This is a genomic window from Actinacidiphila bryophytorum (assembly GCF_016916835.1).
Taxonomy (GTDB): domain Bacteria; phylum Actinomycetota; class Actinomycetes; order Streptomycetales; family Streptomycetaceae; genus Actinacidiphila; species Actinacidiphila bryophytorum.
In genome coordinates this window covers 18,752-45,179 of sequence record NZ_JAFFIX010000003.1, presented here as the reverse complement: position 1 = coordinate 45,179, position 26,428 = coordinate 18,752, and the positions used below count along the sequence as shown (strand labels likewise).

Annotated in this window: 18 protein-coding genes; 6 read left to right on the top strand and 12 right to left on the bottom strand. The window is 72.2% G+C overall.

Annotated features, from left to right (window positions below; genetic code table 11):
* Positions 1-280: 280 nt before the first annotated feature.
* Both dxs and JT723_RS05420 read left to right on the top strand, forming a co-directional pair.
* On the top strand, positions 281-2,191 hold the full coding sequence (gene dxs / locus JT723_RS05425) for a 1-deoxy-D-xylulose-5-phosphate synthase (RefSeq protein WP_205043323.1): 1,911 nt from the start codon (positions 281-283) through the stop codon (positions 2,189-2,191).
* A gap of 141 nt (positions 2,192-2,332) precedes the next feature.
* The gene (locus JT723_RS05420; protein ID WP_205043322.1) at positions 2,333-3,250 is read left to right on the top strand and encodes an aromatic prenyltransferase; all 918 of its coding nucleotides are present in this window, start codon (positions 2,333-2,335) and stop codon (positions 3,248-3,250) included.
* A gap of 72 nt (positions 3,251-3,322) precedes the next feature.
* Here the strand turns inward: JT723_RS05420 and JT723_RS05415 are convergent, their stop codons facing one another.
* A complete protein-coding gene (locus JT723_RS05415; protein WP_205043321.1) occupies positions 3,323-4,252 on the bottom strand; it encodes a sigma-70 family RNA polymerase sigma factor in 930 nt (309 codons plus the stop codon).
* A 235-nt stretch (positions 4,253-4,487) separates the two neighbouring features.
* Between JT723_RS05415 and JT723_RS05410 the strand changes: the two genes are divergently transcribed.
* Positions 4,488-6,272: a serine/threonine-protein kinase gene (locus tag JT723_RS05410; protein ID WP_205043320.1), complete on the top strand. Its 1,785-nt coding sequence runs from the start codon at positions 4,488-4,490 to the stop codon at positions 6,270-6,272.
* Between the two features lie 55 nt (positions 6,273-6,327).
* Here JT723_RS05410 and JT723_RS05405 read toward each other — a convergent pair whose 3' ends face one another.
* From JT723_RS05405 to JT723_RS05395, 3 genes are read right to left on the bottom strand one after another with little or no spacing between them, the layout of a single operon-like run.
* Entirely contained in the window at positions 6,328-7,596 is a 1,269-nt protein-coding gene (locus JT723_RS05405) for an acyltransferase family protein (RefSeq protein WP_205043319.1), read from the bottom strand.
* Positions 7,593-9,764 (bottom strand): bifunctional polysaccharide deacetylase/glycosyltransferase family 2 protein, encoded by a 2,172-nt coding sequence (locus JT723_RS05400; protein WP_205043318.1) that lies wholly within the window; start codon positions 9,762-9,764, stop codon positions 7,593-7,595. Before JT723_RS05400 ends, JT723_RS05405 begins: the two co-directional genes overlap by 4 nt.
* A 45-nt stretch (positions 9,765-9,809) precedes the next feature.
* Positions 9,810-10,373, bottom strand: coding sequence for a hypothetical protein (locus JT723_RS05395; protein ID WP_205043317.1), 564 nt, complete (start codon positions 10,371-10,373; stop codon positions 9,810-9,812).
* A 139-nt stretch (positions 10,374-10,512) separates the two neighbouring features.
* Here JT723_RS05395 and JT723_RS05390 point away from each other — a divergent pair, with 139 nt between their 5' ends.
* From JT723_RS05390 to JT723_RS05380, 3 genes are all read left to right on the top strand, one after another.
* Complete coding sequence (locus JT723_RS05390; RefSeq protein WP_205043316.1) at positions 10,513-11,601, top strand: glycoside hydrolase family 26 protein; 1,089 nt, start codon at positions 10,513-10,515, stop codon at positions 11,599-11,601.
* 847 nt (positions 11,602-12,448) lie between these two features.
* The gene (locus JT723_RS05385; protein ID WP_205043315.1) at positions 12,449-13,600 is read left to right on the top strand and encodes an outer membrane protein assembly factor BamB family protein; all 1,152 of its coding nucleotides are present in this window, start codon (positions 12,449-12,451) and stop codon (positions 13,598-13,600) included.
* Positions 13,601-13,865: 265 nt separating this feature from the next.
* Positions 13,866-16,109, top strand: a complete 2,244-nt coding sequence (locus JT723_RS05380) for a glycosyl hydrolase family 18 protein (protein ID WP_205043619.1) — start codon at positions 13,866-13,868, stop codon at positions 16,107-16,109.
* A gap of 82 nt (positions 16,110-16,191) precedes the next feature.
* Here the strand turns inward: JT723_RS05380 and JT723_RS05375 are convergent, their stop codons facing one another.
* From JT723_RS05375 to JT723_RS05340, 8 genes are all read right to left on the bottom strand, one after another.
* Complete coding sequence (locus JT723_RS05375; protein WP_372441235.1) at positions 16,192-17,760, bottom strand: alpha-L-arabinofuranosidase B; 1,569 nt, start codon at positions 17,758-17,760, stop codon at positions 16,192-16,194.
* Positions 17,761-17,925: 165 nt separating this feature from the next.
* The gene (locus JT723_RS05370) at positions 17,926-18,942 is read right to left on the bottom strand and encodes an ABC transporter permease (protein WP_205043314.1); all 1,017 of its coding nucleotides are present in this window, start codon (positions 18,940-18,942) and stop codon (positions 17,926-17,928) included.
* Entirely contained in the window at positions 18,939-20,555 is a 1,617-nt protein-coding gene (locus JT723_RS05365) for a sugar ABC transporter ATP-binding protein (RefSeq protein ID WP_205043313.1), read from the bottom strand. Before JT723_RS05365 ends, JT723_RS05370 begins: the two co-directional genes overlap by 4 nt.
* Positions 20,555-21,742 (bottom strand): substrate-binding domain-containing protein, encoded by a 1,188-nt coding sequence (locus tag JT723_RS05360; RefSeq protein WP_205043312.1) that lies wholly within the window; start codon positions 21,740-21,742, stop codon positions 20,555-20,557. Before JT723_RS05360 ends, JT723_RS05365 begins: the two co-directional genes overlap by 1 nt.
* Positions 21,743-22,426: 684 nt before the next feature.
* Positions 22,427-23,227: an inositol monophosphatase family protein gene (locus tag JT723_RS05355; RefSeq protein WP_205043311.1), complete on the bottom strand. Its 801-nt coding sequence runs from the start codon at positions 23,225-23,227 to the stop codon at positions 22,427-22,429.
* Positions 23,224-24,387 (bottom strand): phosphoserine transaminase, encoded by a 1,164-nt coding sequence (locus JT723_RS05350; RefSeq protein WP_205043310.1) that lies wholly within the window; start codon positions 24,385-24,387, stop codon positions 23,224-23,226. The genes JT723_RS05355 and JT723_RS05350 overlap by 4 nt, the downstream gene beginning before the upstream one ends.
* A 51-nt stretch (positions 24,388-24,438) precedes the next feature.
* Complete coding sequence (locus JT723_RS05345; protein ID WP_205043309.1) at positions 24,439-25,488, bottom strand: TauD/TfdA family dioxygenase; 1,050 nt, start codon at positions 25,486-25,488, stop codon at positions 24,439-24,441.
* Positions 25,485-26,396, bottom strand: a complete 912-nt coding sequence (locus JT723_RS05340) for a class I SAM-dependent methyltransferase (RefSeq protein WP_205043308.1) — start codon at positions 26,394-26,396, stop codon at positions 25,485-25,487. Before JT723_RS05340 ends, JT723_RS05345 begins: the two co-directional genes overlap by 4 nt.
* Positions 26,397-26,428: the final 32 nt, after the last annotated feature.

Below are 26,428 nucleotides of genomic sequence, written 5' to 3'. Positions count from 1 at the left end.
TTCGCGCCCCCGCTGCGCTAAAGATTTATTCCAGTCTGCTCCGGGGAGTCTAGCCCTCCGCTGATAGAGAGTCAAGGGTGGGCTACAATCCGTAGCGGTGCGCCAAATAGGCACTTAACCGGTGCAATGGCTTATTCCTTGCTTGCACCCGCCGCCCCCCGCAGCGTACCCGCCGGGGGTCCGTACAGTGACAGGAAACTGTCATCCGGCGGAACGGCGGCAATATGTTGCCCCTGGCGACGGGTTGACGGTATTTCACCATCGCCAGGACTGTTGCCGTATGACACTCCTTGATTCGCTCCGCGGTCCCCAGGATCTGAAGGATCTCGGGCCGAATGAGCTGACGTCCCTGGCCGCGGAGATCAGGAGCCGCCTGATCTCGACGGTGTCCGCGAACAGCGGGCACCTGGGACCCAACCTCGGGGTGGTGGAGCTGACCATCGCCCTGCACCGGGTGTTCGACTCGCCGCGCGACCCGCTGGTCTTCGACACCGGCCACCAGTCCTACGTGCACAAGCTGCTGACCGGGCGGCAGGCCGACTTCGGCACGCTGCGGCAGCCCGGCGGCATGTCCGGCTACCCCAGCAGGGCCGAGTCCCCGCACGACCACGTGGAGAACTCGCACGCCTCGACCTCGATGTCGTACGCCGACGGGCTCGCGAAGGCCTTCCGGCTGCGCGGCGAGCACGACCGCACGGCTGTCGCCGTGATCGGCGACGGCGCCCTGACCGGCGGGATGGCGTGGGAGGCGCTCAACAACATCGCAGCCGACCGGACCAACCGCGTGGTCATCGTCGTCAACGACAACGGCCGCTCCTACGCCCCCACCCACGGCGCCATCGCCGCCCACCTGGCGCAGGTGCGCACCACCCGGCGCTACGAGAACGTGCTCGACACCGTCAAGTCGGCGCTGCCCAGGACCCCGCTGGTCGGCGCCCCGCTCTACGAGACGCTGCACGGCATCAAGAAGGGCATCAAGGACGTACTCCAGCCGCAGGTGATGTTCGAGGACCTGGGCCTGAAGTACGTCGGCCCCATCGACGGCCACGACCAGGCCGCCGTCGAGCGGGCGCTGGCGCACGCCCGGGGCTTCGGCGGGCCGGTGATCGTGCACGTGCTGACCCGCAAGGGCCACGGCTACCCGCCGGCGGAGAACAACAACGAGGACCACCTGCACCAGGTCGCGGCCGGCACCGATCCCCTGACCGGCACCACCTTCAAGGCGGCGGCCCGCACCTGGTCGCACGTCTTCGCCGACGAGATCCTGGAGATCGGGCACAAGCGCGAGGACGTCGTCGCGATCACCGCGGCGATGCTGCACCCGACCGGGCTGGCCCCCTTCGCCGAGGCCTACCCCGACCGGGTTTTCGACGTCGGCATCGCCGAGCAGCACGCGGTGACCAGCGCGGCGGGCCTGGCCATGGGCGGCCTGCACCCGGTGGTGGCGCTCTACTCGACCTTCCTCAACCGGGCCTTCGACCAGCTGCTGATGGACGTCGCCCTGCACCGGCTGCCGGTCACCTTCGTGCTGGACAGGGCCGGGGTGACCGGCCCCGACGGCGCCAGCCACAACGGCATGTGGGACGGGTCCATCAGCCAGCTGGTGCCGGGCCTGCGGATCGCCGCGCCCCGGGACGCGGCACGGCTGGCCGAGCTGCTGGCCGAGGCGCTGGACGACGACGGGCCGACGCTGCTGCGCTTCCCCAAGGCCCCGGCAGGCGACGAGGTCCCGGGGCTCGGCACGCTCGGCGGCATGGACGTCGTGGCCAGGCCGCAGGCCGGCGCCGCGGTGGACGTGCTGCTGGTCGGCGCCGGCGTGATGGCGGGGGTCTGCGCCGACGCGGCCTCCCGGCTGGCCGACCAGGGCATCGGGGCGCTCGCCCTCGACCCGCGCTGGGTCAAGCCGGTGGACCCGGCGCTGGCCCCGGCGGCGCGGGACGCGCGGCTGGTGGTCACCGTCGAGGACAACGGCATATCGGGCGGCTTCGGCGACGCGGTGGCCCGCGCGCTGCGCGAGGCGGGCGTCACCACCCCGGTGGTGCCCTTCGGGCTGCCGCAGGAGTTCCTCACCCACGACACCAGGGGCGACATCCTCAAGCGGGCCGGCCTGACCGGGCGGGACATCGCCAGGTCGGTCACCGAGGCGGTGTCCGAGCGCGGCAGCGAGGACTCCGTCGTCGGCTCGCGCTGAAAGGCCGCGGGGAGACGGCGCCGGCTCGGCGGGCGGCACAAGCTGCCGCCAAGCCGGCGCCAAGCGGCAGAACAGTCCTGCCCAAGGCGGGTGGCCAATGCTTGGGCGACAGACCGTCACGATCTATGCGTGGAGGATTGAATGTCCGGAGCCGCTGAAGTCGAGCGCGTGTATTCGGCCATGGAGGAAGCGGCCGGACTGCTCGATGTCGCCTGCTCACCCGAGAAGATCCGGCCGATTCTGAACGCGTTCCAGGACGTACTCGCCGACGGCGTGATTGTCTACTCGATGGCCAGCGGCCGGCACGCGACCGAGCTGGACTTCAGCATCTCGGTGCCGGCCGGGTACGGCGACCCGTATGCCGCGGCGCTCGCGCACGGGCTCATCCCTGAGACCGGCCACCCGGTGGGCGACCTGCTCGCCGACACGCAGAAGGCGCTGCCGGTCTCGATGTTCGCGGTGGACGGCGAAGTCACCAGCGGATTCAAGAAGACCTACGCCTTCTTCCCGACCGACGACATGCCGGGTGTCGCGCAGCTGATGGACATCCCGTCGATGCCGCCGAGCGTGGCGCAGAACGCCGAGCTGTTCGCCCGCTACGGGCTGGACAAAGTGCAGATGATCTCGCTGGACTACAAGAAGAACCAGGTGAATCTGTACTTCAGCAATCTGCAGCCGGAATTCCTCGAACCCGAACCGGTGAAGGCGCTGGTCCGCGAGACGGGCCTGGTGCAGCCGGGCGAGAAGGGGCTGACCTTCGCCCGGCGGTCGTTCGCGCTCTACCCGACGCTCAGCTGGGAGTCGGCGAAGATCGAGCGGCTGTGCTACGCGGTGATCTCCACCGACCCGACGCTGGCGCCCTCGACGGAGCAGTCGGACCTCGACCTGTTCTCGACCTACGCCAACAATGCGCCGTACGCGTACGCGGGTGAGAAGCGCACCCTGGTCTACGGTCTGACGCTCTCGCCGAGCGAGGAATACTACAAGCTCGGCTCGTACTACCAGATCAGCGATATCCAGCGGAAGCTGCTGAAGGCCTTCGACGCCCTGACCGACTAGCTCCTGCGCACCGCCGGTGCGCGTGTGGGGCGGCCCCTCGAAGGGGGCCGCCCCACACGCGTGTCGCGCGTCTCAGGTGAGGTCGATGTCGAGGCCGGTCAGGTCCGCCTGGACGTCGATGGCGGTGATCAGGTCGCCGTCGAAGGTGAAGCGGAAGACCACCCGGGGCTGGCCGCGGTAGTTCCACACCAGGCCGGGGGCGCCCTCGATGACGGCGGGGACCGGGGACCAGGTGCGGTTGAGGAAGGCCCGCGTGACGGCGTCGGCGCCGTGCACCTCGGGCGCGGTGTTCCACTCGGCCGCGTCGGCCATCTTGATGGCGGACGAGTCGGTGCGCAGCACGATGTCCGGGTCGAGCACCGTCAGCAGGGCCTCGAACTCGCCCTCGCGGGAGGCGGCGAGGAAGGCCCGTACGATCTCCGCCCGGTCGGCCGCCTGCTGCGCGGGGTCCACGGCGTCCTCGGCCGCGCCCCTGGCCGCTGCCTCGGCCGCCTGCCCGCCGGCGCCCGCCTGCTGGACGCGGCGGCGGGCGCGGCTGGCCAGCTGGCGGGCCGCGGTGGGGGTGCGGTCGACGATGGGCGCGATCTCCTCGTACGGCACGGCGAACATGTCGTGCAGCACGAAGGCGAGCCGCTCCGCGGGGGTCAGCGTGTCGAGGACGACGAGCAGGGCCAGGCCGACCGAGTCGGCGAGCACCGCCTCCTGCTCGGGATCGGCGCTCACCTCCGAGGCGTGCGCCCCGCTGTTCTCGGGGGCGTCGACCAGGTCCTCGCGGCGCGATCTGCGGGACTTGAGCATGTTGAGGGACACCCGGGCGACGATCGTGGTGAGCCAGCCGCTCAGGTTCTCCACGGCGTCGACGTCGGCGCGGCTGAGCCGGATCCAGGCCTCCTGGACGGCGTCGTCAGCCTCTGGCAGCGAGCCGAGCATGCGGTACGCCACGGCGCGCAAGCGGGGCCGGTCGGTCTCGAAACGCTCGACCAGCCAGTCGTGTTCGTTCATCGCGTCACATTCTCCCACCGGTGCCTGCCAGAACATGACAGCTGAAAGCCGCGCGATGTGACGGGAGGATGCACACAAGGCCGCCCCTCCCGCCGCCCGCGCATCCGCTCACCACACCCCCGACGATACGGGGCGTGCCCGTACGGCGACACGGCGTCCCCCCTGTGGGCGCTGGTGCGGGGGCGGCCAGGGCAGCAGTCGACCTCTCGTGGTGCGTGTGGGTAACCTGACGCGCATGCACGGGGGTTGGAACCTGGACGTGGATCTCGGCGGGAGCGGCGCGCTCCCGCTCGGTGAGCGCGACCCGCGGCGGATCGGGCCGTTCCCGGTGGTCGGAGTGCTGGGTTCCGGCGCGACGGGCCGGGTCTACCTCGGGGTGACCGCGCAGGGGCGCTACGCGGCCGTCAAGCAGGTGCTGCCGGTGCTCGCGGAGGACGAGGGCTTCCTGCGGCAGTTCGGCGCGGAGCTGGACAGCCTCGGCCGGCTGCCCGCGGGGGTCGGCGCCGAACTCCTGGACAGCGACCGCGAGGCCCGCCCGCCGTGGTTCGCGACCGCGTACATACCCGGGCTCACGCTGGCCGAGGCGCTCAGGGCGCACGGCGGGCCGCTGCCGGTCGGCGCCCTGTGGGTGCTGCTGCGGGAGGCCGCCGCGGGACTGGCGCAGGTGCACGCGCTGGACCTGGTCCACCGCGACCTCAAGCCCTCCAACGTGATGCTGACCCCCGGCGGCGTCGCCCTCATCGACTTCGGCGTGGCCCGTGCGGCCGACCCCGCCAGCCCCTCCAGGGCCGGTGCGGCCGCGGGCACCCCGGCGTACATGGCGCCGGAACAGGCCGCGGGGGAAGGGCCGGTGACGGGCGCGGCGGACGTCTTCGCGCTCGCCGCGGTGCTCTGCTACGCGGCGATCGGCGCACCGCCCTTCGGTGAGGGAGCGGGCCCCGACGTGCTGCACCGGGTCGTCAACGACGGCCCCGAGCTGGGGCCGGTACGGGCGGTGGACGCGGACCTGGCCGGGGTCCTGGCGTCCTGCCTGGACAAGGACCCGCAGGCCCGGCCCGCGGCGGCGGAGCTGGCAGAACTGGCCGGCGGGCACGTGCCGGACGGCGAGGGCGAGGCGGCGGACCTGTGGCCCGCGGCCGTCCGCGACCGGATAGCGCTGCGGGCCGGCTTCGCCGCGACGGCGCCCGCGGAGGGCGGTGCCGGCGCCCCCGAGGACCCACCGCCGGCCGCGCCGGAGACCGAACGGCGGCCGGGGCGGCGCAAGAAGGTGCTGCTGGTCGCGCTGCCGCTGCTGATCGTGGGCGGCGGTGCGGCCCTGCCGCTGCTGCTGGCGCCGGGCAGCGGCAGCGCCGACAGTTCCGCCCCGCACGGCACGTCGGTCTCCGCGTCCGCCGACCCGTCGGCGCCCGCCCCGCACGGCCCGTCCCGTACGTCACCGGCGCCCTCCGCGTCCCTCCCCTCCTCCCCCGCGCCCCCTGCGGCCCGCACCCCCGCGAACCGGGCGGGCGACGCTACGAAGAACCCGGCATCGGACGGCGGTACGCCCGCGAGCACGGCGCCCGCCACGGCCGGCACCGGCGGCGGGGCCGCGACGCCCCCTGCCACGGCCGGGCCGCCCACCGGGCAGGGGCAGTTGCGCAGCTCCGCCGACGCGCGCTGCCTGGCCGACACCTCCTTCGTCGGCAGCCACACCCCGACGGTCGGCACGTGCGGGGCGCCGCCGGGACTGGCGGTCTCCGTCAGCTACTCCTGGACCTTCCAGGCCGCCCCCGGCGGAACCTTCCTGCTGGTCAGCCAGAAAGCCGGGTCCTGCCTGACCGGCGGCGCCCTCGGCGGCTCCACCACCCTCGGCGCCTGCGACGGCTCCGCGGGCCAGCAGTGGCGTATCGGTACGTCGACGGCGGCGGGCGGCACCTACCAGAACGTCTCGACGGGGCAGTGCCTGACGGCGTCGGGGAAGAGCGTCGCGAGCCGCACGTGCGACAGCAGGCAGCCCGCACAGGTCTGGTACGCCTCCTGACGCCGAGCACCGCGGGGACGGCGAGCACCCCGAGGGCGACGGCGGCGCGCCGCCGCTACGCCCGGCGGCGGCCCTTCGACCTGCGCGGGTACGGGAACAGGCGCGGGCTGCGTTTGGCGGCGGTGTCCTCGACCCAGCCGAAGAGCAGCAGCGCCACCGCGATCAGCGGGACCGCCACGAAGAGCGGCAGCCACTGGCTGGTCAGCACACCGCGGAAGTGCGCGTAGATGAAGGGGTTGTCCCACAGCGGGTTGATCAGCGGCTCGGTCAGCACCAGGGCGACGCAGTGCCACAGGTAGACGGTGACCGCACGGGAGTTGAGCAGCGTGATGACCCCGTTGAACCGCTCCAGCGGTTTGGGCCAGCGCTCCCACGACGGGCTCAGGTGCAGCAGCAGCATGACGCAGCCGAAGGACCAGATGGCCTGGGCCAGCGGCACCGCCTCCAGGTCGGGGCCGACCCTGGGGTCGTCGACCGGCGCCTGCTGGAGCCACCAGAAGCCGGCCGCGAGCACCAGCGGCGCCAGCGACGGCACGACGTACTGGGGTATGCGGCGCAGCAGGCCCTCCTGGTGGGCCATGCCCAGCAGCCAGCATGAGCCGAAGGTGGTGAAGTCGGTGGCGGTCTCCATGATCCGGCCCGACTGGTCGACGAGGCCGGAGTTGAGCACCGCGGAGAGCACCAGCGGCACCGCGAGCGTGACCCACGGCAGCCGGCGTATGGCCTTGAGCATCAGCGGCGACAGCAGCACGTACCAGAGGTAGGCGCGCAGGTACCACAGCGGGACGACGCACTGCTCGGCCCAGCTGGTCGGCAGGTGCCCGCTGAAGCCGTGGACGGTGTCGGCGAAGGGCGGGGTGCTCAGCGGCAGCACCCAGAAGGCGAGTTTGCCCCACCACCAGTTGGGGTGGCCCTCGGCGTGCGGACCCCAGCCGTCGGCGATCATCGCGGTCAGCACGACCGCGCCGAACATCCACATCGGCGGCAGCAGGCGGCGCATACGGCCCCTGATGACGCTCCACGCGGGGCGGTTGAGCGAGCGGGCCATCAGCGAGCCCGCCAGCGCGAACATCACGCCCATGGACGGGAAGAGCAGCGGCAGCCAGGTCCAGCCGAAGTTGTGGTAGATCACCACGCGGACCAGGGCGAGCGCCCGCAGCAGGTCGAGGTAGCGGTCGCGGACGCCCCGCCGGACGACCGGGGCGGGCTCGGCCTCCTCCGGGGGGTGCACGAAGGGCTCGGGGACGGTGATGGTGCGCAGCTTCAGGGTCGCCGTCGGGTCGGTGCCCGACGCGTACCCCTCGTGCTCTGCCGTGCTGGTCATGACTGCACCGCCTCCGTCGTGGTGACGTCCAGCCCGACCTCGCCGGTGCGCCGCAGCTTCTGCCAGCGCAGCCGGCCGCCGGTGAGCGCGGTGATCCAGGACTGCAGCAGGACCATGTACATCAGCACCCGGTAGACCACCTGCTGCACCGGCAGCGTGATCAGGTACCAGGCCTTCTCGCGGTCGAGCCGGAAGGACCACCAGGCGCAGAAGCCCTGCAGGGCGAGCACCGCGAACCAGGCCAGCAGGCTCTTGTAGGGGTCGACGAAGAAGACGCCGTAGACCATGGCGATGTCGATGGCCGGCGCCAGCAGCGGCGTGAAGACCATGAAGAGCGCCACGAACGGCAGCCCGATGCGCCCGAAGCGCCCGCCGGGGCCGCGCTCGAAGAACGCGTGGCGGTGCTTCCACATCGCCTGCATGGTGCCGTAGCTCCAGCGGTAGCGCTGCGACCACAACTGGCTCATGCTGCCGGGCGCCTCGGTCCAGGCGCGGGCGTTCTCGGCGTAGACGATCTTCCAGCCGGCCCGGTGCAGGGCCATCGTCACGTCGGTGTCCTCGGCGAGCGTGTCGTCGCTCATGCCGCCCACCTGGTGGAGCGCCTCGCGGCGGAAGGCGCCGACCGCGCCGGGGATGGTCGGCATGCAGTCCAGCACGTCGTACATCCGCCGGTCGAGGTTGAAGCCCATGACGTACTCGATGTGCTGCCAGGCGCCGATCAGGGTGTCGCGGTTGCCGACCTTGGCATTGCCGGCGACCGCGCCGATCCTGGGGTCGCCGAAGGGCTGCACCAGCTCGCGCACGGTGGCCGGTTCGAAGACGGTGTCGCCGTCCATCATCACGATCAGGTCGTAGGAGGCCGCCGCCACACCGGTGTTGAGCGCGGCCGGCTTGCCGCTGTTGGGCTGCCGGATCAGCCGGACCATCGGCAGGTCCATCTCCTCGACCAGCGCGGCGGTGTCGTCGCTCGACCCGTCGTCCACGACGATCACCTCGATCGGGTGGTCGCTCGCGGCCAGCGACAGCAGGGTGTTGGCGATGCACTCCTGCTCGTTGTAGGCCGGCACGATCACGCTGACCGGCTCGGTGACCGGCGCGCCCCAGGAGAAGCCGGGCTTCCTGGTGCGGCGCACATGGATCAGCGACAGCACCAGCATCAGCGCGAAGCGGCCGAAGACCAGCACGCCGACCACGGCGAGCACCACCACCAGCCACGGCATCAGCCCGACCGAGAAGGTCGTCGCCCACACGAAGGCCTTGCCCGCCCACAGGGTGGAGCCGGTGACCTTGGTGTTGGCGGAGCCCGCGCCGAGCGCCTGGCCGATGGTCTTGAAGGTGTAGCCCTCGGCCTTGAGCTTGTCGATGATGATCGGCAGCGCCGCCAGGGTCTGCGCCCGGTTGCCGCCCGCGTCGTGCAGCAGGATCATCTCGCCCTGGCCCGCCAGGTCCGGCATCGCGGCCTTGACGATGGCGTTGACGCCGGGGCGCTTCCAGTCGTCGGTGTCCTTGTCGATGAAGGCGACCAGGTAACCGTCCTTGCCGACCTCCTTGGTCACCGGCCACGACCAGTCGTCCAGCGCGTCGGCGGTGGAGGAGTAGGGCGGGCGGAAGAGGCTGCTGTGGATGCCCGCGACGCCGGCCAGCGCCAGCTGCGTCTCGCCCAGCTCCCAGCCGAGCCGCATGTTGTTGTGCAGGGCGAGGTCGGGGTGGGTGTAGGTGTGCACGCCGATCTCGTGGCCCTCGGCGACGATCCGCCGGATCAGCGCGGGGTTGCGGGTGGTCATCGAGCCGGTGACGAAAAAGTCCGCCTGGATGTGCTCCTTGGCGAGCACGTCGAGGATCTTCGGCGTCCAGTCGGTCGAGGGGCCGTCGTCGAAGGTCAGCACCACGGTCTTGTCGGGGACGGTGTAGCTGACCGGGGCGTCCTGCTTGTCGCCGCGGCTGTCCACGACGGGGCCGCCTTCCAGCACGCTCTTGGGCACGGTGGTCTTGTCGACCGAGACGGCGACCTTCTCGTCGTGGAAGACCTCGTTGTTGGCCATGCCGCGCAGCACCATCAGCGCCAGCAGGGTGACCAGCACGGACAGCGGCAGGAAGAAGCGCAGCGGCGGTGCCGCGAGTCTGCGCGGGCGCAGCACTGACTGCCGTGGGCGTTGGTGGCGGGACATGTCTTCCTGGTTCTTGCGCGAGCGCGGGCTGAGCGGGGAGCGGTGCTACGAGGAGGTGTCCGGCGCGGCGGGGGGCGCGGTGGTGCTGCTCTGCGTCGGAGGGGGCGCGGCACTCCCGGTGGGGGTGGAGTGCACCGGCGGCGGAGTGCTGGTCCCCGCCGTGGACTTGGCGGGGGTGCTCGGCGTTGTGTGCTGCGGGGGGCTGCTGGTGGAGTGGGCCGGCGGCTTGCCGGTCGCCCGGGTGGAGCCGGTGGGGGTGGCCGTGCCCGTGGGGTCCGCGGTGCCGGTGGCGGTCGTGCTCGGCGTGGGGGTGCCGGCGGGGGTCGTGGCGCCCTTGTGGGGTACGCCCTTGCTGCGGTCGGCCTTGCCGGGCGGCGAGGGGAGGGGCGCGTTGACGTACTGTCCCGGCGGCAGGGTGTCGGCGGTGCCGGGGACAAGGAAGGAGGGGGCGTCGGACTGGGTGCCGAGCAGGCCTGAGACCATCGCCAGCGTCATGCCGACGAAGGCGGCGCCGAAGACCCAGCCGAGGCCGCGCAGCCGCCGGCCGCGCTTGCCCGTCTGGTCCACGAAGACCGGTGAGGTCTCGACCTCCGTCAGGGTGCTCGTCACCGAGGGCCTCGGGCTTTCCTAGGATGGTGCCGCCACTGCTCCGGGAGTCGAAAATAGCGCCGGTAAGCGGCACATGTCCGAACGGTTGACCTACTTATCCCCATTTTCCCGGCCTACGTGACCATATTGAGATGAAAATATGTCCGGGCGCCTCGCCCGGCATAGGATCCTGGTCGCGAACCTCGCCGCCCGCCCGAACGGACTCCCGTACATGGCCAGAAACCGCCGCTCCGGTTGCTCGGCTGCCGTCGTGCTCACCGCGGTCGTGCTGCTCGTGGCGTACGCCTGCAGCAGCCGCGGCGGCTCCGGCGGCGGGCCGTCCGACGCGGCGGCCACCACCAGCACGCCGACCGCGCCCTTCGACGTCGCGCCGCTGCTGCACCCGGCCGGGCGGATGCTCGGCGTGGTGGACGACAAGTCGCCGTGGCAGTACGACATCGTCAAGGCCTTCGGCACGCAGGCCGGCCGGGCGCCCGACATCCGCGAGTACTACGACTCGTGGGGCGACGACTTCGACGCCGAGGGCAACACCTTCCTGTGGCAGCACGGGCAGCTGCCGATGCTCTCGCTCGTGCCGTCCGACACCGCGCTCGCCGACATCGGCGGCGGCTACGACGACGCGTACGTGCGCAAGCTCGCGCGGCAGGTCGCGAGCTACCACGGGCCGCTCGTGCTCTCCTTTGCCGGCGAGATGAACGGCCCCTGGAACTCCTGGGGGCCGGGCCACGCCAAGGCGGCCGACTTCGTGACCGCCTGGAAGCACGTGCACGACGTCTTCCGCGAACTCAAGGTCACCAACGTCATATGGACCTGGAGCCCGCATGTCGTCGACAGCGGCACCAAGGCGAAGCTGCGCCCGTACTACCCGGGCGACGCGTACGTCGACTGGGTCGGCCTGATCGGCTACTACGGCCCGATCGACGGGGCGGCCTTCTCCAGCCTGTTCACCCCGACGCTCAAGGAGATCTCCCGCTTCTCCGACAAACCGGTGCTGATCACCGAGACCGGGGTGGCCGAGAGCAGCCGCAAGGAGCAGCAGGTGCGCGACCTCTTCAAGGGCGCGGCGAAGGCCGGCGTGATCGGCCTGGTCTGGTACGACCAGCGCAAGGACTGGCCGGGCAGCACCCAGATGATGGACTGGCGGATCGACACCTCACTCGGGTCGCAGGCCGCCTTCCGCGCGGAGTCCCAACGCTACGGTTTCGGCCACCCCTTCGGTAAGAGCTGACCCGACAGACCATGTGCACGGTGCGAGCAGAGCGGAAGTACGGGGGATGACGACGGAACCGTCGCCGGGCGAGACCGCGCCCCAACAACCCACCGGCTGGGCCTTCACCCCCCGCCGCCCCATGCCTGCAACCCCCCGGCCGGACGCCCGGGACCCGGAGGCCCCACGCCCGGACGCGCCACCGCCCGACGCACGGCGACCGGCGGCCGCGCGCGCGGAGGCGCTGCCCGACGCACGGCGACCGGAGGCCCCACGGCCGGACGGGCCGCAGCCGGAGCGCGCCCACACGCCCCAGCACGCCCCGAAGCACCCGGCACCGCAGCCCGACGCGCGCCGGCCGGAATGGCGGCAGCCGGACGCGCCGCCGCCGGAGGCCCCACGCGCGGACACGCCGCGGGCGGGCATGCCGCGGCGGGACCACATGCAGGCGTCCCAGCACGGCCCGAGGCACCCGGCACCGCAGGCCGGCGGCCGGCAGCCCGACGCGCGGCGGGCGGAGGCCCCGCAGCCGGAGCGCACCCATGCGCCGCAGCACGGCCCGGGGCGCCCGGCGCCACGGGCGGAGGGCCGGGGGCCGGAGGCGCGGCAGACGGGCGGGCCGCTGCCCGGCGGGCGGCGGGCGGGGGCCGCGAGCGCGGACACGCCGCTGCCCGGATTGCAGCGGCTGAGCACACGTCAGGCCGGGCAGCCGCGGGGCGGCTCCCAGGAGGCCGATGCGCGCTCGGCGATCCCGCCGCAGGCGGTACCGGTTCAGCATCGGACCGATCGGCGGGCCGGGCGCAAGCGGGGGCCGGGGCGGGTGCTGGCCGCGTTGGCCGTGGTAGGGGCGGTCGGCGGGGGGGCCGCCGTGGCCTTGCACCGGGAGGACGCGGCGCCCTCCGCGTCGCGGCACCTGGTACAGGTGTGGCAGGTGGCCTCGCCCGCCGCGGACGACGAGCTGGTCGGGAGCTGGGTCACGGACAAGCTGCTGGTGCGGGCGAGCACCCGCGGCGGCGTGACCGCGTACTCGCTGGCCGACGGCAGCACCGCGTGGACGGCCGCGCTGCCGGCCAAGGCGGCGGCCGCCGGCACGCAGCCGTGCGCCATGTCGCCCACCCTGACCGCCGCAGGCCTCGGCACCGTCGCCTTCGGCAGGGACGGCCACACCTGCACCTCGCTGGCCGGCATCGACGCGGCGACCGGCACGGTGCTGTGGACGGTGCCGCTGGTGGACGCGGGCCACAAGACCGCGATGGGCGCGCAGACCTTCCTGCAGGGCGACGTCGCCACCGTCGTCGGCGAGAACTTCCTCGGCGGCCTCGACGTCCGCACGGGCCACCGCGTGTGGGGCTTCAAGTCCCGCGGCTACTACTGCAACGCCTACACCTGGGGCGGCCCGGGAGTGGTCCTCGTGGACGACTACTGCGCCGACAGCGGCACCCACTTCACCCTCACCGCGTACGACGGCGCCACCGGCAGGACGCTGTGGAGCCAGACCCAGGACGCCCACACCGACATCGCGCACGTCTTCTCCGGCGCCCCGCTGATCGTCTCCGAGCACAAGGCGGGCGAGGACAGCGTGCGGGTGGTCGCGCCGTCCGGCGCGAGCCGCAAGCTGGCGGTGGGCAACACCGAGCTGCTGCCGGGCAACGACAGCGCCGCCGACCACTCGGCAAGGCTGGTGGGCGGCGTCCTGGTCACCCCGGCGACGACCGCCGCCGGCAGCGAGGTCGACGCCTTCGACACCGCCACCGGGGCGAAGCTGTGGAGCTACCCGGCCACGGCACTGGCCACTTCCGCCGGGGACAGCGACCGCGTCTACGCGCTCGCGGGGTCGCCGAGCGCCCCGCAGGTGGTCGCGCTCGACCCGCGCACGGGGCACGCCACCGCCGTCGCGGCGCTTCCCGCGGCGACCGGGAAACGGGTCTTCACGGCGGGCACGGTGTACGTGACCGCCGCCGGCGGGGTGCTGGAACTGGACGCGCAGGGCACGGGCGTCGGCGTGCGCTTCTCCCAGTAGGGTCAAGGCCGGGTAAAATCCCGGCCGTTGGTCCAGTCCACTTCATCAGCGGCGACGCCACCCGCCACCCCAAATTGGTCCAGTCCAATTCTCGTCCGGCGCATTGCCGTCGCCGCCGGTCTCGGCTGTCCTGGGAGAGCCGCCCTCGCGCTTCCCCCACACCCCGAGGAGAGCCGTGTCCACCGGACCAAGATTACGGAGATCACCCCGCACCCTCGACCGCACCCGCAGGCGGCTGGCCGGCGCGGTCGCCGGCGTCGCCGCCATGGCGCTCGCACTGGCCGGGCTCGCCGGCCTGGGCGCGCCCGCGGCGCAGGCCGCGGGCGCGGTCACCGCGGAGTTCAGCAGCACCGGCAGCGGCTCGTCCTGGACGGGCACCTACGTCGTCAAGAACGGCACCGCCGCCGCGGTGAGCGGCTGGACCCTGGAGTTCGACCTGCCGGCCGGCGTGACGATCACCGGCGAGACGTACGGCACCTCGACCGTCAGCGGCTCGCATGTCGTGGCCTCCCCCGCCTACTACAACTCCACGATCCCGGCGGGCGGTTCGACGTACCCCTACAGCTACACCTTCACCGCGTCGGGGCCGATGGGCACCCCGACGGGCTGCCTGGTCAACGGCGACAAGTGCGACGGCAGCCCCGCGGTGCCGCCGCACGCGCCGACCGGTGTCACCGTCGCGGACGCCACCGCCCACACGGTGACCCTGCGCTGGACGGCCGCGGCCGTCGGCGACTTCCCCGTGGCCTCCTACGACGTGCTGCGCGCCGGGGCCGTCGTGGCATCGAGCGCGACCACGTCGGCGACCGTCCAGGGCCTGTCGCCCGCGACGGCCTACCAGTTCACGGTCAGGGCGAAGGACTCCCGCGGCAACACCGGTGAGCCCAGCGCCCCGGTCACCGCGACCACCTTCGACCCGGCGTCCGACACGGTCCCGCCGACCGCCCCGCCCAACCTGCGGGCGGGCGCGGTCACGTCGAGCACCGTCCAACTGTCGTGGGACGCGGCCACCGACAACAACCGGGTCGCCGCCTACGACATCTACCAGGGCTCCACACCGGTCGCGACGACCCCGGCCGACACCCGGACGGCCACCCTCACGGGCCTGGCGCCCGCCACCGCCTACACCTTCACCGTCAAGGCCCGCGACCTCGCCGACAATCCCTCGCCGGCGAGCGGCGCGGTCACGGTGACGACCCTGGAGGCGGTCGGCAACGGCGGCTACGCGAAGGTCGGTTACTTCGTGCAGTGGGGCATCTACGGCCGGCAGTACTTCGTCAGGAACCTGGACACCTCGGGCGCCGCGGCCAAGCTGGACGTCATCAACTACGCCTTCGGCAACGTCGACCCGGTCAACCTCACGTGCCTGAACGGCGTGACCAAGGGCACCACCGCCGATCCCGAGGACCCGGACCAGGGCGACGGGGCCGGTGACGCCGAGGCGGACTACGGCCGGGCCTTCCCCGCCTCGCAGTCCGTCAACGGCCAGGCCGACGACGGCTGGGGCAAGCTGCGCGGCAACTTCAACCAGCTCAAGGAGCTGAAGGCGAAGTACCCCGAGCTCAAGGTCGTGATGTCGCTGGGGGGCTGGACGTACTCCAAGTACTTCTCGGACGTCGCCGCCACCGACGCGTCCCGCAAGAAGTTCGTGTCGTCCTGCATCGACATGTACATCAAGGGCAATCTGCCCTCCTACGAGGGCGCGGGCGGCCCCGGTGTCGCGGCCGGCATCTTCGACGGCTTCGACATCGACTGGGAGTGGCCCGGCTCGCCCGACGGCCACCCCGGCAACCACTACGCCGCGGCCGACAAGGCCGACCTGACCGCGCTGCTGGCCGAGTTCCGCCGGCAGCTCGACGCGCTGGGCGGCGAGCACAAGCTGCTCACCGCCTTCACCCCGGCCGACCCGAACAAGATCGCCGCCGGCTGGGACCTGCCCCAGGTCTCGAAGTCCCTGGACATCGAGAACATCCAGGGCTACGACTTCCACGGCTCGGGCAGCGACAACTCCTGGGAGCCGGCCCGCACCGGCAGCCAGGCCAACCTCTACCCCGACCCCGCCTCCCCCTACCCGCACGACTTCAGCGTCGACGGCGCCGTCCAGCTCTACCTGGACGCCGGCATCAGCCCGCGCAAGCTGACCATCGGCCTGCCCTTCTACGGCCGCGGCTGGCAGCAGGTCACCGACGGCGGAGCGCACGGCGTCTGGCAGCCGGCGAACGGCGCGGCCCCCGGCCAATTCGCCGAGGAGGCCGGCACCCGCGGCTACAACAACCTGGTCACCTCGGTGCCCGGCCTGACCGTCTACCACGACGACCAGTCGGTGGCGACCTACGGCTACACCGGCAACGGTGGCCAGTGGTGGTCCTTCGACGACTCCTGGTCGATCGCCGAGAAGGCCGCCTACATCAAGTCCAAACACCTGCTGGGCGCGATGATCTGGGAGATGTCCGGCGACACCCCCTCCGGCACCCTCCTGAACACCCTCTCCACGGGCCTGACACCCTGACCCGGGCCGGCCTTCGCTGAACGGCGAAGCGCCGTACCGCCGGTGGGGCCGGCGGTACGGCGCTTCACGGTGCGGCCGGGGGTCAGGGCGCCCAGGGGGACGCGGGGACCCAGCTCACGTCGTCGGCCCAGGAGGTGGCGGAGTCCCAGGCGTTGGAGCCGCCGTTCGAGGCGATGTAGACGGTGTAGTTGTAGTGGCGCAGGTACTTGTCGGGGTAGTTGACCGACTGGAGCGAGAAGCCCTGGCCGTTCTGGCCGCTCTGCGGGCAGAAGGTGGCGTCCTGCTGGAAGGTGGTGCTGCCGTCGCTGGACGCGAGTTGGAGCTTGTAGTTGTAGTGGCGCAGGTACTTGCCCGAGGAGTTCGCCGACTCGAAGGACACGCAGGCGCTGTTGGCCAGGCCCGCGCGGACGATCCAGGTCGAGTCGCCCTTGTCGGTGCTGGAGCTGGACGAGTTGACCGCGGCGATCACCACGTTGCTGTCGGCGTCGTCGTGCTTGATGTAGTCGCCGGTGCAGCAGGAGGTGGTGGCGCGCAGCGACGTCTTGGACCCGACGGCCGGGAAGCCGGTGCCGCCGCTGGAGCCGTTGCCGTAGCCGACGGAGTTGATGTTGGCCTGGACGGCGTTCTCGGTGGCGTCCGAGGGGTAACCGGAGGTCATGACGCCCTCGTAGAAGGTGCCCTGCGCTCCCTTGCTGTTGTCGCCGCCGATGCCGAGGATGATCGCGCCCTGCTTCTTCATCGGGTTGTAGCCCGACACGTTGGGCCGTACACCGTTGTAGAAGGTGGACAGGCCACCGGACTGGGCGTTGCCGCCGCGGATGGCCCAGTGGTTGGGCTCGCCCTTGATGATGGCGGTGGTGTAGCGGTAGTTGATCGTCGGGTCGTTGGCGTTGTAGTGCTGGTTGACGCCGGAGAACAGGCCGTTCTCCAGGTCGGCCATGATCCACGGGCCGTTGCCGCTGCCGTAGCCCCAGACCTTGATGTTGCCGAAGTAGATGGCCTCCATCGTGCCGTTGCCGTCGTCGTTGTTGTTCGTCTCCGCGTTGCCGTAGTCGAAGCAGCAGCCGCCGTTGTAGTGGGTGCCGTCGAAGATGGCGTACATGCCCTCGGCCGCGTCACCGGTGGCGATACCGCTGGTGTGGTCGTTGCGGTAGCCGGTGCCGGGGGCGACGAAGACGCCGTAGGCCTTGTGGCCGCCGACCGTGGTCGGTGCCGCGGTGGCGTTGGCCAGGTTGTCGGGGCCGCCCGCCGCACCGCCGCCCGGGGCCTGGGTGAGGTTGTTGCCGCGGCCCGACTGGTCGTAGATGACCGTGATCACGCAGCTGGTGCCGGAGCAGAAGGAGTCCTGCGCGGCGGCGTCGGCGTAACCGCCGGTGCTCAGCACCCCGATGTTCTGCGTCGCGTTGTCCTTCGCCCGCCGCACCTGGTACAGCGAGCCGTTGTAGGAGCTGTACAGCGCGCGGGTCGTGCTGTGCGCGGCCACGCAGGGGGTGCCGGCGGACTGGTAGATGTCGCAGGGCAGCGAGCCGGCCGCCTGTGACGCCGGCGAGGTGCCGGCCAGCACACCGGCGATCAGGGCCGCGACCGCGGTGAAGGCCAGCGCCCACTTTCTGACGTGCCGTTGCAGATGGGCGAACACGGGTACGGACACGGGGGTCCTCCTGTGATGTGGGGGGTGGGGGGTGGGGGGAAGAAGCAGGCCCGCACGCGGGCGTTACGCGGGCAGGCCGAAGACCGGCCCGGCGCCCGTGGGAGGGGCGCCGGGACCTGCGGGGGCGGAGCGGGGTGGAGCGGGGGCGCGGCTGCGCCCCGGGGCTCAGCCGCGTCTGGCGACGCTTCTGGCGCGCAGCCGGTCGGCGGTGATGGCCAGGCCGAGGACGCAACCGAGCACGATGTTGGTGTAGTTGGAGTTGATCTGCAGTGTGGTGAGGCCGTTGTTGATCAGTTCGAGCAGGATCGTGCCGGCCACGATCCCGATGATGCGGCCCTGCCCGCCGACCAGGCTCACCCCGCCGATGACGGCCGCGGCGATCGCCGACAGCTCCCACCCGACACCGACGCCGCTGGCCGAGCCGACGCCCATCCGGCCCAGCACCATGATCCCGGCGAAGGCGGACAGCAGCGAACTGGTCACGTACATCGACACGATCCGCCGGTCGCCGCGGATACCGGCGAGCCTGGCCGCCTCCGCGTTGCCGCCGACCGCGTAGACCTGGCGGCCGGCGTAGGTGCGCTCCAGGAAGAACCAGGCGCAGAGCGCCACGATGACGAACAGGATCAGCGGCAGCGGGACCTGGGCCACGTACGTCTGCCCGACGTCGCCGAAGAAGCCGCCGATGCCGGTGATCGAGGTGCCCGAGGTGATGGCGAGCGTGACGCCCTGGGCGACGGTGTAGGTGACCAGGGTGACCACGAAGGGCGGCATCTTCAGCCGGGTGACGGCGAGCCCGTGGATGAGGCCGACCGTGCCGGCGATGACCATGGTGACCAGGACCGCGAGGATCGGCGGCAGCCCGGCCCGTACGTTGAACCAGGACATCAGGATCACGCTGGTTCCCAGCAGCGCGCCCACCGACAGGTCGATGCCGCCGGTGAGGATCACCAGCGACTCGCCGATGGCGATGAGGCCGTACTGCGCCAGGTCGAAGCCCATGCCCTGCAGGTTGACGGCGCTGGCGAAGGTGGACTTGTCGATCGCCAGCGAGACGAAGACGACCACGCAGGCCGCGACGACGCCGACCTCCGGGGTCTCGGCCAGCCGCCGGAGCAGGGACGTGCGCGGCTGCTCCGCGGCGCCCGGGTCCGCGAGTGCCGGGGCGGTGCTGGTCTTCATGCGCGAGCCTTCCCTTCGCCGGGCGTGCCGGCTTCCTCCGTGCCGCCGCCGGGGGCGGCCTGCGTGCCGGCCGCCGCGGTCATGATCACTTCCTTGCCGAACCGCTCCCGCGGGATGTCCGCGACGACCCGGCCGCGGGCCATCACCACGATGCGGTGGCAGATCCAGAGCAGCTCCTCCAGCTCGGAGGAGGCGACCAGGACGGCCAGGCCGTCCTGCGCGGCCGTGTCGATCAGGCTGTAGATCTCGGCCTTGGCCCCGACGTCGACCCCGCGGGTCGGCTCGTCGAGCAGCAGCAGCTTGGGCTCGGTCGCCAGCCAGCGGCCGAACACCGCCTTCTGCTGGTTACCGCCGGACAGCGAGCTGATCGGCTGCTCGTTGCTGTGCAGCCGCACCCCGAGGTCCTTGACGATGCGGGCCGCGTGCTCCTTGTCGTGCCGGGGCCGCAGCACACCGCGGCGGCTGATCCGGCGCAGCGTGGTGAGCGTGACGTTCCAGCGCACCGAGTGCGCCGGCAGCAGCGACTGGACCTTGCGGTCCTCGGGCACCAGGCCGATGCCGGCCGCGACCGAGTCCGCCGGGTGCCGCGGACGGAAGTCCGCGCCCTCGAAGGCGACCTGGCCGCCGGTACGCGGCTGGGCGCCCATCACGGTGTGCAGCAGCCGGCTGCGGCCCGAGCCCATCAGGCCCGCCACGCCGACGATCTCGCCGGCGTGCACGTCCAGGTCGACCGGCCCGAGGCCGTCCGCGGTCAGCCCGCGCACGCTCAGCGTCGCCTTGCGCTCGACCGACGACGGCGGTGCGAGGTCGGCGCGGGCCAGCTCGCTGCCGACCATCTCGCGGATCATCCGCTCCTCGCTGGCCTCGTCGGGCGTCAGGTCGGCGACCAGCCGCCCGCTGCGCAGGACCACCACCCGGTCCGCGACCGAGCGCACCTCGTCGAGCCGGTGCCCGATGAAGAGCACCGCTCCCCCGGCGGCGGCATGCGTACGGGCCAGGTCCAGTACACGTTCCGCCTCGACCGGGCCGAGCGAGGACGTCGGCTCGTCCAGGATCAGCACGACCGGGCGGTGGCCCCAGGCCTTGGCGATCTCGATCATCTGCCGTACGGGCACCGGGAACCGGCCGACCGGGCGGTCGACGTCCACACCGCGGACCCCCACCTCGGCCAGCAGCGCCCGCGCCTCCGCCCGGGTGCCCGCCCGATCGACCACCACCCGGCCGAGCGGGCGGGCGTCGGCCCGCTGGGGGCGGCGGCCGAGCAGCAGGTTCTCCGCCACGCTCAGCTGCCCCACCAGCGGGAACTCCTGTGCCACCAGGGCCACTCCCATGTCGCGGGAGTGGTCGGGGCGGCCGGGCTGCAACGGCTGCCCGGCGATCTCGATAGTGCCGGTGGTGGGGGTGACGGTGCCGGAGAGCACGCCCATCAGCGTGGACTTGCCGGCCCCGTTCTCGCCCACCACCGCGACGATCTGACCGCGCGCCAGGTCGAGTCGCGGGATGTCGAGCACCTTCACCGGGCCGTAGACCTTGCTCACGTCGCGGAGCGAGACGGCGATGTCGGCTGCGGTGCCCGCCCGTTCGCCGGCCGGCGTGCTCTTCGGCTCAGCCATCAGCCGATGCCCAGCGAGGTCAGCTTGGCCTGGTAGTCACTGAGGTTGGCCTGCGTGACCAGGCCCACGCCCGAGCTGATCGTGCTGCCGTCCGACTCCAGGTACGGCTTGACCAGGTCCAAGGTGGCCTGCTTGCCGAGCACCTTGAGTGCCGCCAGCAGGTACGCGCCGGTGTAGCCCTGCTGGTACGGCTGCTGCAGGACGGTGGCCTGGATGACGCCCGACTGCACGAACTTCAGCGTCTGCGGGTCCGAGTCGTCCGAGATGATCTTGACCTTGCCGGACTTGCCCGCGGCCTGCACGGCCTGGCCCGCGGACGGGCCGTCGTAGGAGTACACCCCGTACAGGCCGTTGATGTTGGGGTTGGTCTGGATCGCGGTCTGCGCGTTGGTGAGGGCCTTGGCCGCGTCCATGCCGTCGCTGAGCTTCTGCGCGACCTTGATGTCGGTGCCCTTCAACGCGTCCTCGAAGCCCTGGATGCGCTCGACGGCGTTCGACGTGGTCAGCGAGCCGACCAGGATCACGACCTGGCCCTTGCCGTTCAGCGCCTGCTTCATCGCCTCGCCGGCCTTCTGGCCCGCCTGGTAGTTCGGGGTGCCCAGGTAGAGGGCGGCGCCGTCCTCCTTCGGCAGCGGCGAGTCGATCGCCAGCACCGGGATGCCCGCGCTGTTCGCCGACGCGATCGGGGCCTTGATGGCGGTCGGGTCGATCGCCGAGACGCTCAGTCCCGTGATCCCCTGGCCGCGCAGCGTCTGGATGATCGACAGCTGCTGGTCGAGGCGGCCGTTCGCCGGGGCCTGGTAGGTGCCCTTGACGCCGAGGTCCTTCAGGCCCTTGTTGAAGCCGATCTTTCCGGCGTTCCAGTAGTCGACGGCGACGTTCACGACCATCGCCTCGTCCAGCTTCGACAGGTCCTTGCCCTGGAGGGCCTGCTTCAGCGCCGCGTCCAGCTTCGCGAGGTTGGCGTCGTTGAAGGTGATGTCGCCCTGGATCGTCACCGCGGGCGCGTTCGACGACGAACCGCCCGAGGAGCCGGCACCGCTGCCGGAATTGTCGTTCGACGACGAGCCCGCGCCGCTCTTGCTGCACGCCGCCGCGCCGACCACCACCGCGAGCACGACGGCCGCGGCGCCGCAGCGGCGCCCCAGCCCGGCTCGTCCGACCCGCCCACTCCGCACTGCACCCATGACCCAACATCCCGTCCGGAAAGGCCTCGCAGCCAGTTGTTAGCGCTCACATACAGATCGCGCAGAAAATGCCGTTCTCGGGCTTCCCGCTGTGCCGGGGGGCGGGTCGGCGCGACCCGGATCCAGCCCGGCGGGCGGGGTGCCCACGGTGATCACGACGGGAGAATCGGTGCCGTTGCGGCGGCGCCGACTTCTCCCGCGTCTCTTTGACGCCCACGCGTACACATTCGCAACACGCTGGCGTCCGGGGTACCAGGGGGTTTCAGCGGTTCGTGCGGTCCCTGGACTCCGTCGTCTTCCGAGAATGTTAGCGTTCACTGAGGACCCGTCAAGACGTTGCGCAAAAATGGCCTTCACAGGCCGGTGGCCCCTGACGCACCCCCGCCACCCCCTCCCCGGGGCTCCGCCCCGCCCCCTTCCCGGGCACCGCCCCGGGGGCGCGGGGACCCCCACCCACCGCCCCCCGGGGGCGCGGGGAACTGCGCGACCAACCCCCAACCACCGCCCCGTGGCAACGCACCGCCACCACCCCAGGGGCGCGGGGAACTGCGCGACCAGCCCACCACCCACGCGCGGGTCGTCACCGACCCGAAGGGGCCGTTTCTGTCGAAGACGGACCACCGGCCGGTGGGGGCTGGGCGCGCAGTTCCCCGCGCCCCTGGGGGGCGCACCCGTGCGTGCGGGTCAGCGCAGGAGGGGGAGGACCTCCCGGTGGAGGGCGGGGGTGGAGGTGGAGAGGTAGGTGGTGGACGTCGGGGTCAGGGAGGGCGGGGCGCCGGCCCAGTCGGACACGTGGCCGCCTGCGCCCGAGATGACGGCCGCGGGCGCGAAGACGTCATACGGCTTGAGGCCGCAGTCGACGGCCAGGTCGGTGCGTCCGGCCGCAAGAAGGCCGAAGGCGTAGGAGCTGGCGCCGTACAGCGTGTACTGGACCCGCTCCCGGACCCGCGCGAGCCGATCCGCGTCGGACGCGGCGAAGAAGTCGGGGTTGGAACAGGTGGCGAGCGCGGACCCCAGGTCCGTACTCGGCCTCGTGCGGACGGGCGCCCCGTTGCGCCGGGCGAAGGCGCCGTGGACGCCGGTCCAGCGTTCGGCGGTGGCGGGGTAGTCCATGACGCCGAGCCATGGACTGCCGTGCCGGGCAAGGCCGATGAGGGTGCCGTAGACGGGCACGCCGGCGACGAAGGCAGCGGTGCCGTCGAGCGGGTCGAGGACCCACACATGGTCCGCGTCGAGGCCGTGCGCCCCGAACTCCTCGCCCAGGACACCGTGTCCCGGGTAGGCGTCGGCGACGAGTTCGCGCAGCCGGTACTCGATGGCCCGGTCGGTGGCGGTGACGTAGCTGTTGTCGGCCTTGATGTCGGGGCGGACGGCGTCCGCCCCGACGTCGGCGGCTGCCGTGAGGAGTTTGCGGGCCTCGTCGGCGAGGCGTTCCGCGAAGGTGAGCAGTTCGCGGGTGTGCGGGTCCGCGCCGGGCTCGGTCATGCGAACTCCTTCTCGGTCTCGGCGTAGGCCCAGTCGATCCAGGGCAGCAGCAGGGCGATGTCCTCGGTGTCGACGGTCGGCCCGCCCCAGACGCGGATGCCGGGGGGCGCCTCGCGGTGCCCGGCGATGTCGTAACCGGCGCCTTCCGCCTCGACCTTGGCGCACAGCCGCGCCACGAAGTCGTGGCGCCCCTGCGGTGGCAGCGCGTCGAGCGTGGGTGAGGTGAAGGTGAGGCAGATGCTGGTCGGGGAGACGGTCGCCGGGTCGGTGGCGAGGAAGCGGACGTGGGGGCGGTCTGCGACCCATGCGGCGACGGTGGCGAGGTTGCGCCGGGAGCGGGCGGTCATCTCGGGGAGCCCGCCTGCCTGTTCGCACCAGTCGAGGGCGCCGAGCACGTCCTCGACGGCGAGCATCGAGGGCGAGTTGATGAAGAAGCCGTCGAAGACGTCGTCCAGCAGCCGCCCTTCGCGGGCGATGCGGAAGATCTTGGGCAGCGGGCGCTCGGGCCGGTGGGTGGCGATGCGGTCGGCGGCGGCCGGGGAGAGGGCGAGCATGCCGTGGGCGCCTTCACCGCCGAGTGCTTTCTGCCAGGACCAGGTGACGGCGTCGAGCTTGCCGAAGTCGACGTCCATGCCGAAGACGGCGGAGGTCGCGTCGCACAGGGTGAGCCCGGTGCGGTCGCGGGGGATCCACTCGGCGTCGGGGACGCGGACGCCGGAGGTGGTGCCGTTCCAGGGGAAGACGACGTCGTGGGTGAAGTCGACCCGGGTGAGGTCCGGCAGCCGGCCGTAGTCGGCGCGGTGGACGGTCACGTCGGGCAGCCGCAGTTGGTCGGTGACGTCGGCGAGCCAGGTGTGGCCGAAGTTCTCCCAGGCGCAGACGTCGACGCCGCGCGGGCCGAGCAGGTTCCACATCGCGCACTCGATGGCGCCGGTGTCGGAGCCGGGCACGACGGCGAGGCGGTAGCCGGGCGGCAGCCCCAGCAGGTGTGCGGACCGCTCGATCACCTCCCGCAGCCGTGCCCGCCCGTCGGGGTGGCGGTGGGAGCGGCCGACGAAGGCGCCCTTGAGGTCGCCGGGGTCCCAGCCGGGCCGTTTGGCGCACGGCCCGGACGAGAACCACGGCCGCAGGGGCCGGTCTCGGGGTTTGCGGGTGGCCAAGGGTCGCCTTTCCCAAGTCGGTTGGAATGTCTCAGCTGGTGGGAGTGCGGCTCAGCGGCTGAGGCTGACGTAGTGGCGGCGGGTGCCCCGGTAGGCCATCCGGCCGTGCTGCACGACCTGGTTGTCGAGCACCAGCAGGTCGCCGGGGAGCATGCGTACCGCCTTGGTGGTACGCCACAGCACCCCGCGCAGGAAGGAGATCTCGTCGTCCTCGAAGGGCGTGCCGTCGCCGTAGGTGGTGGTCGCCGGGTAGTCGTACGCGGGCAGGTCGGCGGCGAAGTCGGGGTGGGAGCGCCAGTAGGAGCAGTGCAGTTCGGTCACCTGGTTGAACCACAGCTCCTCATCGCTCTCGGGATGGGTGGTGAACGCCTCGCGCCGGTAGTGGTAGCGCAGGACGTCGCCGTCCCACTCGGAGGTGTAGCCCGACGCGGCGAGGTGGTCGGCGAGTTGTCCGCGGTCGGTGGTGCCGAAGGTGTCGGCCCAGCCGGTGGCGCCGGGGCCGGACGACATGGCGAGGGTGCGGTGGTAGCGCACCCCGCGGGTGCGGAAGGCGGCTTTGACGTCGTCCGGGATGGCCGCTGCGGTCTCGCGGATGTCGTTGACCGGGACTTCGCCGCCGCTGGGGGCGGCGGTCTCGCAGAAGAAGAACACCCGGCGGGGGAAGTCGGGCAGGTAGGCCATCTCGTTGTGCGGTGACAGCGTGATCCTGGGGTCCTCCTCGCTGGCCTTGAGGGCGACGCCGGAGTCGTTCTTGCGGACGGCGATGCCGCCGCGGTAGCCGAGCGCCTCGTAGCCGAGACCGGTGACGAGCTTTTCGAAGCCGGGCCGGTCGGTGAGCGGCAGGCCGCGGATCAGCACCCCGCCGCTGAGTGGCAGTTCCGCGTCCACGACCTCGCGGACCGCGCCCGCGAGCAGACCGTCGGCGAGGCCGCCGGGCACGTCGGCCTCCAGGACCGGGATCATCTCCCCCGCGTCGCCGATGCGTTCGGGGAAGCTGGGGTGGGCGGAGCCGGCCAGGAAGGGGCGGTTCCTGATGGGCAGGCTGAAGGGGGCGCCGGGATCCGCCTGCCGGAAGCGCGGCGCACCGGGAAGGCCGGTCACCGTGTCGCCCCGGTCGCCGCCGCCTGCGGGTGGCCGCGCAGGACGCAGATCTCGTGGTAGACCGGCGCGGACGGGTCGGCGTCGAGCAGCGACGTGGCCTCCCGTGCGGACAGCCGGGTGCGGCCCTGGGGGTCGGCGTAGAACTCGCAGCGGACGTCGTGCTCGTAGCCGGTGCCGCGCATGGCGTTCTCCAGGGCGGCGAAGAAGGAGATGTCGGTGCCCGCGTGCTGCCGCACGATCCGCGAGGCGAGTTCCTCGGTGCGGTAGCCGTAGGAGCGGAGGACCTGCACCAGGGTCGCCTTGCCGATCCGGCAGCCGAGGTTGAGCACCACTTCGGCCTGCGGCGCGACGGTCTTGAGCCGGGTCAGCAGCGCCTCGATCAGGCCCATGCCGACCGAGTTGAAGGGCTGGTCGTTGAAGGCGGTCCACGGGTAGTAGTGCGCCACGTGGTCCTCGCCGGGGTCGCCTCGGTGGGCGGCGGTCCGCAGCTGGGCGGTGCGGAAGCGGTCGTAGAGGGGGTCGTAGGGGTCGGGCACCTGGGGCAGACAGGCGACGACGACGTCGGCCGCGGCGGCCTCGGTGACGGCCTCGTGGACGTCGAGCAGGTTCACCGGGCCGTGCACGGGCCGGAAGCGGTCGGCGAGTTCGGGTGCGGTCCTGGCCAGCAGGCTGTGGGCGACCTCGGGCAGCCGGCGGTCCAGGTCGCTGCCCGCCACCCGTGATGCGTCGCATTCGCGGAGCATGAACAGCACGTTGGCGCCGCTGCCGACGCCGACCTCGTAGACCCGGCGGCCGCGCAGGCCCGCTCGGCGCAGCCCCGCCTGGAAGACCTGCGTCCAGGGGTCGGCGGGGTCGAAGGCGTAACTCGGCACCGGCTCGGGGGAGTCGGCCCCCAGGGGTGCCCTCACGGGCCTGTCGTTGACCAGATGCATTCCGGGTT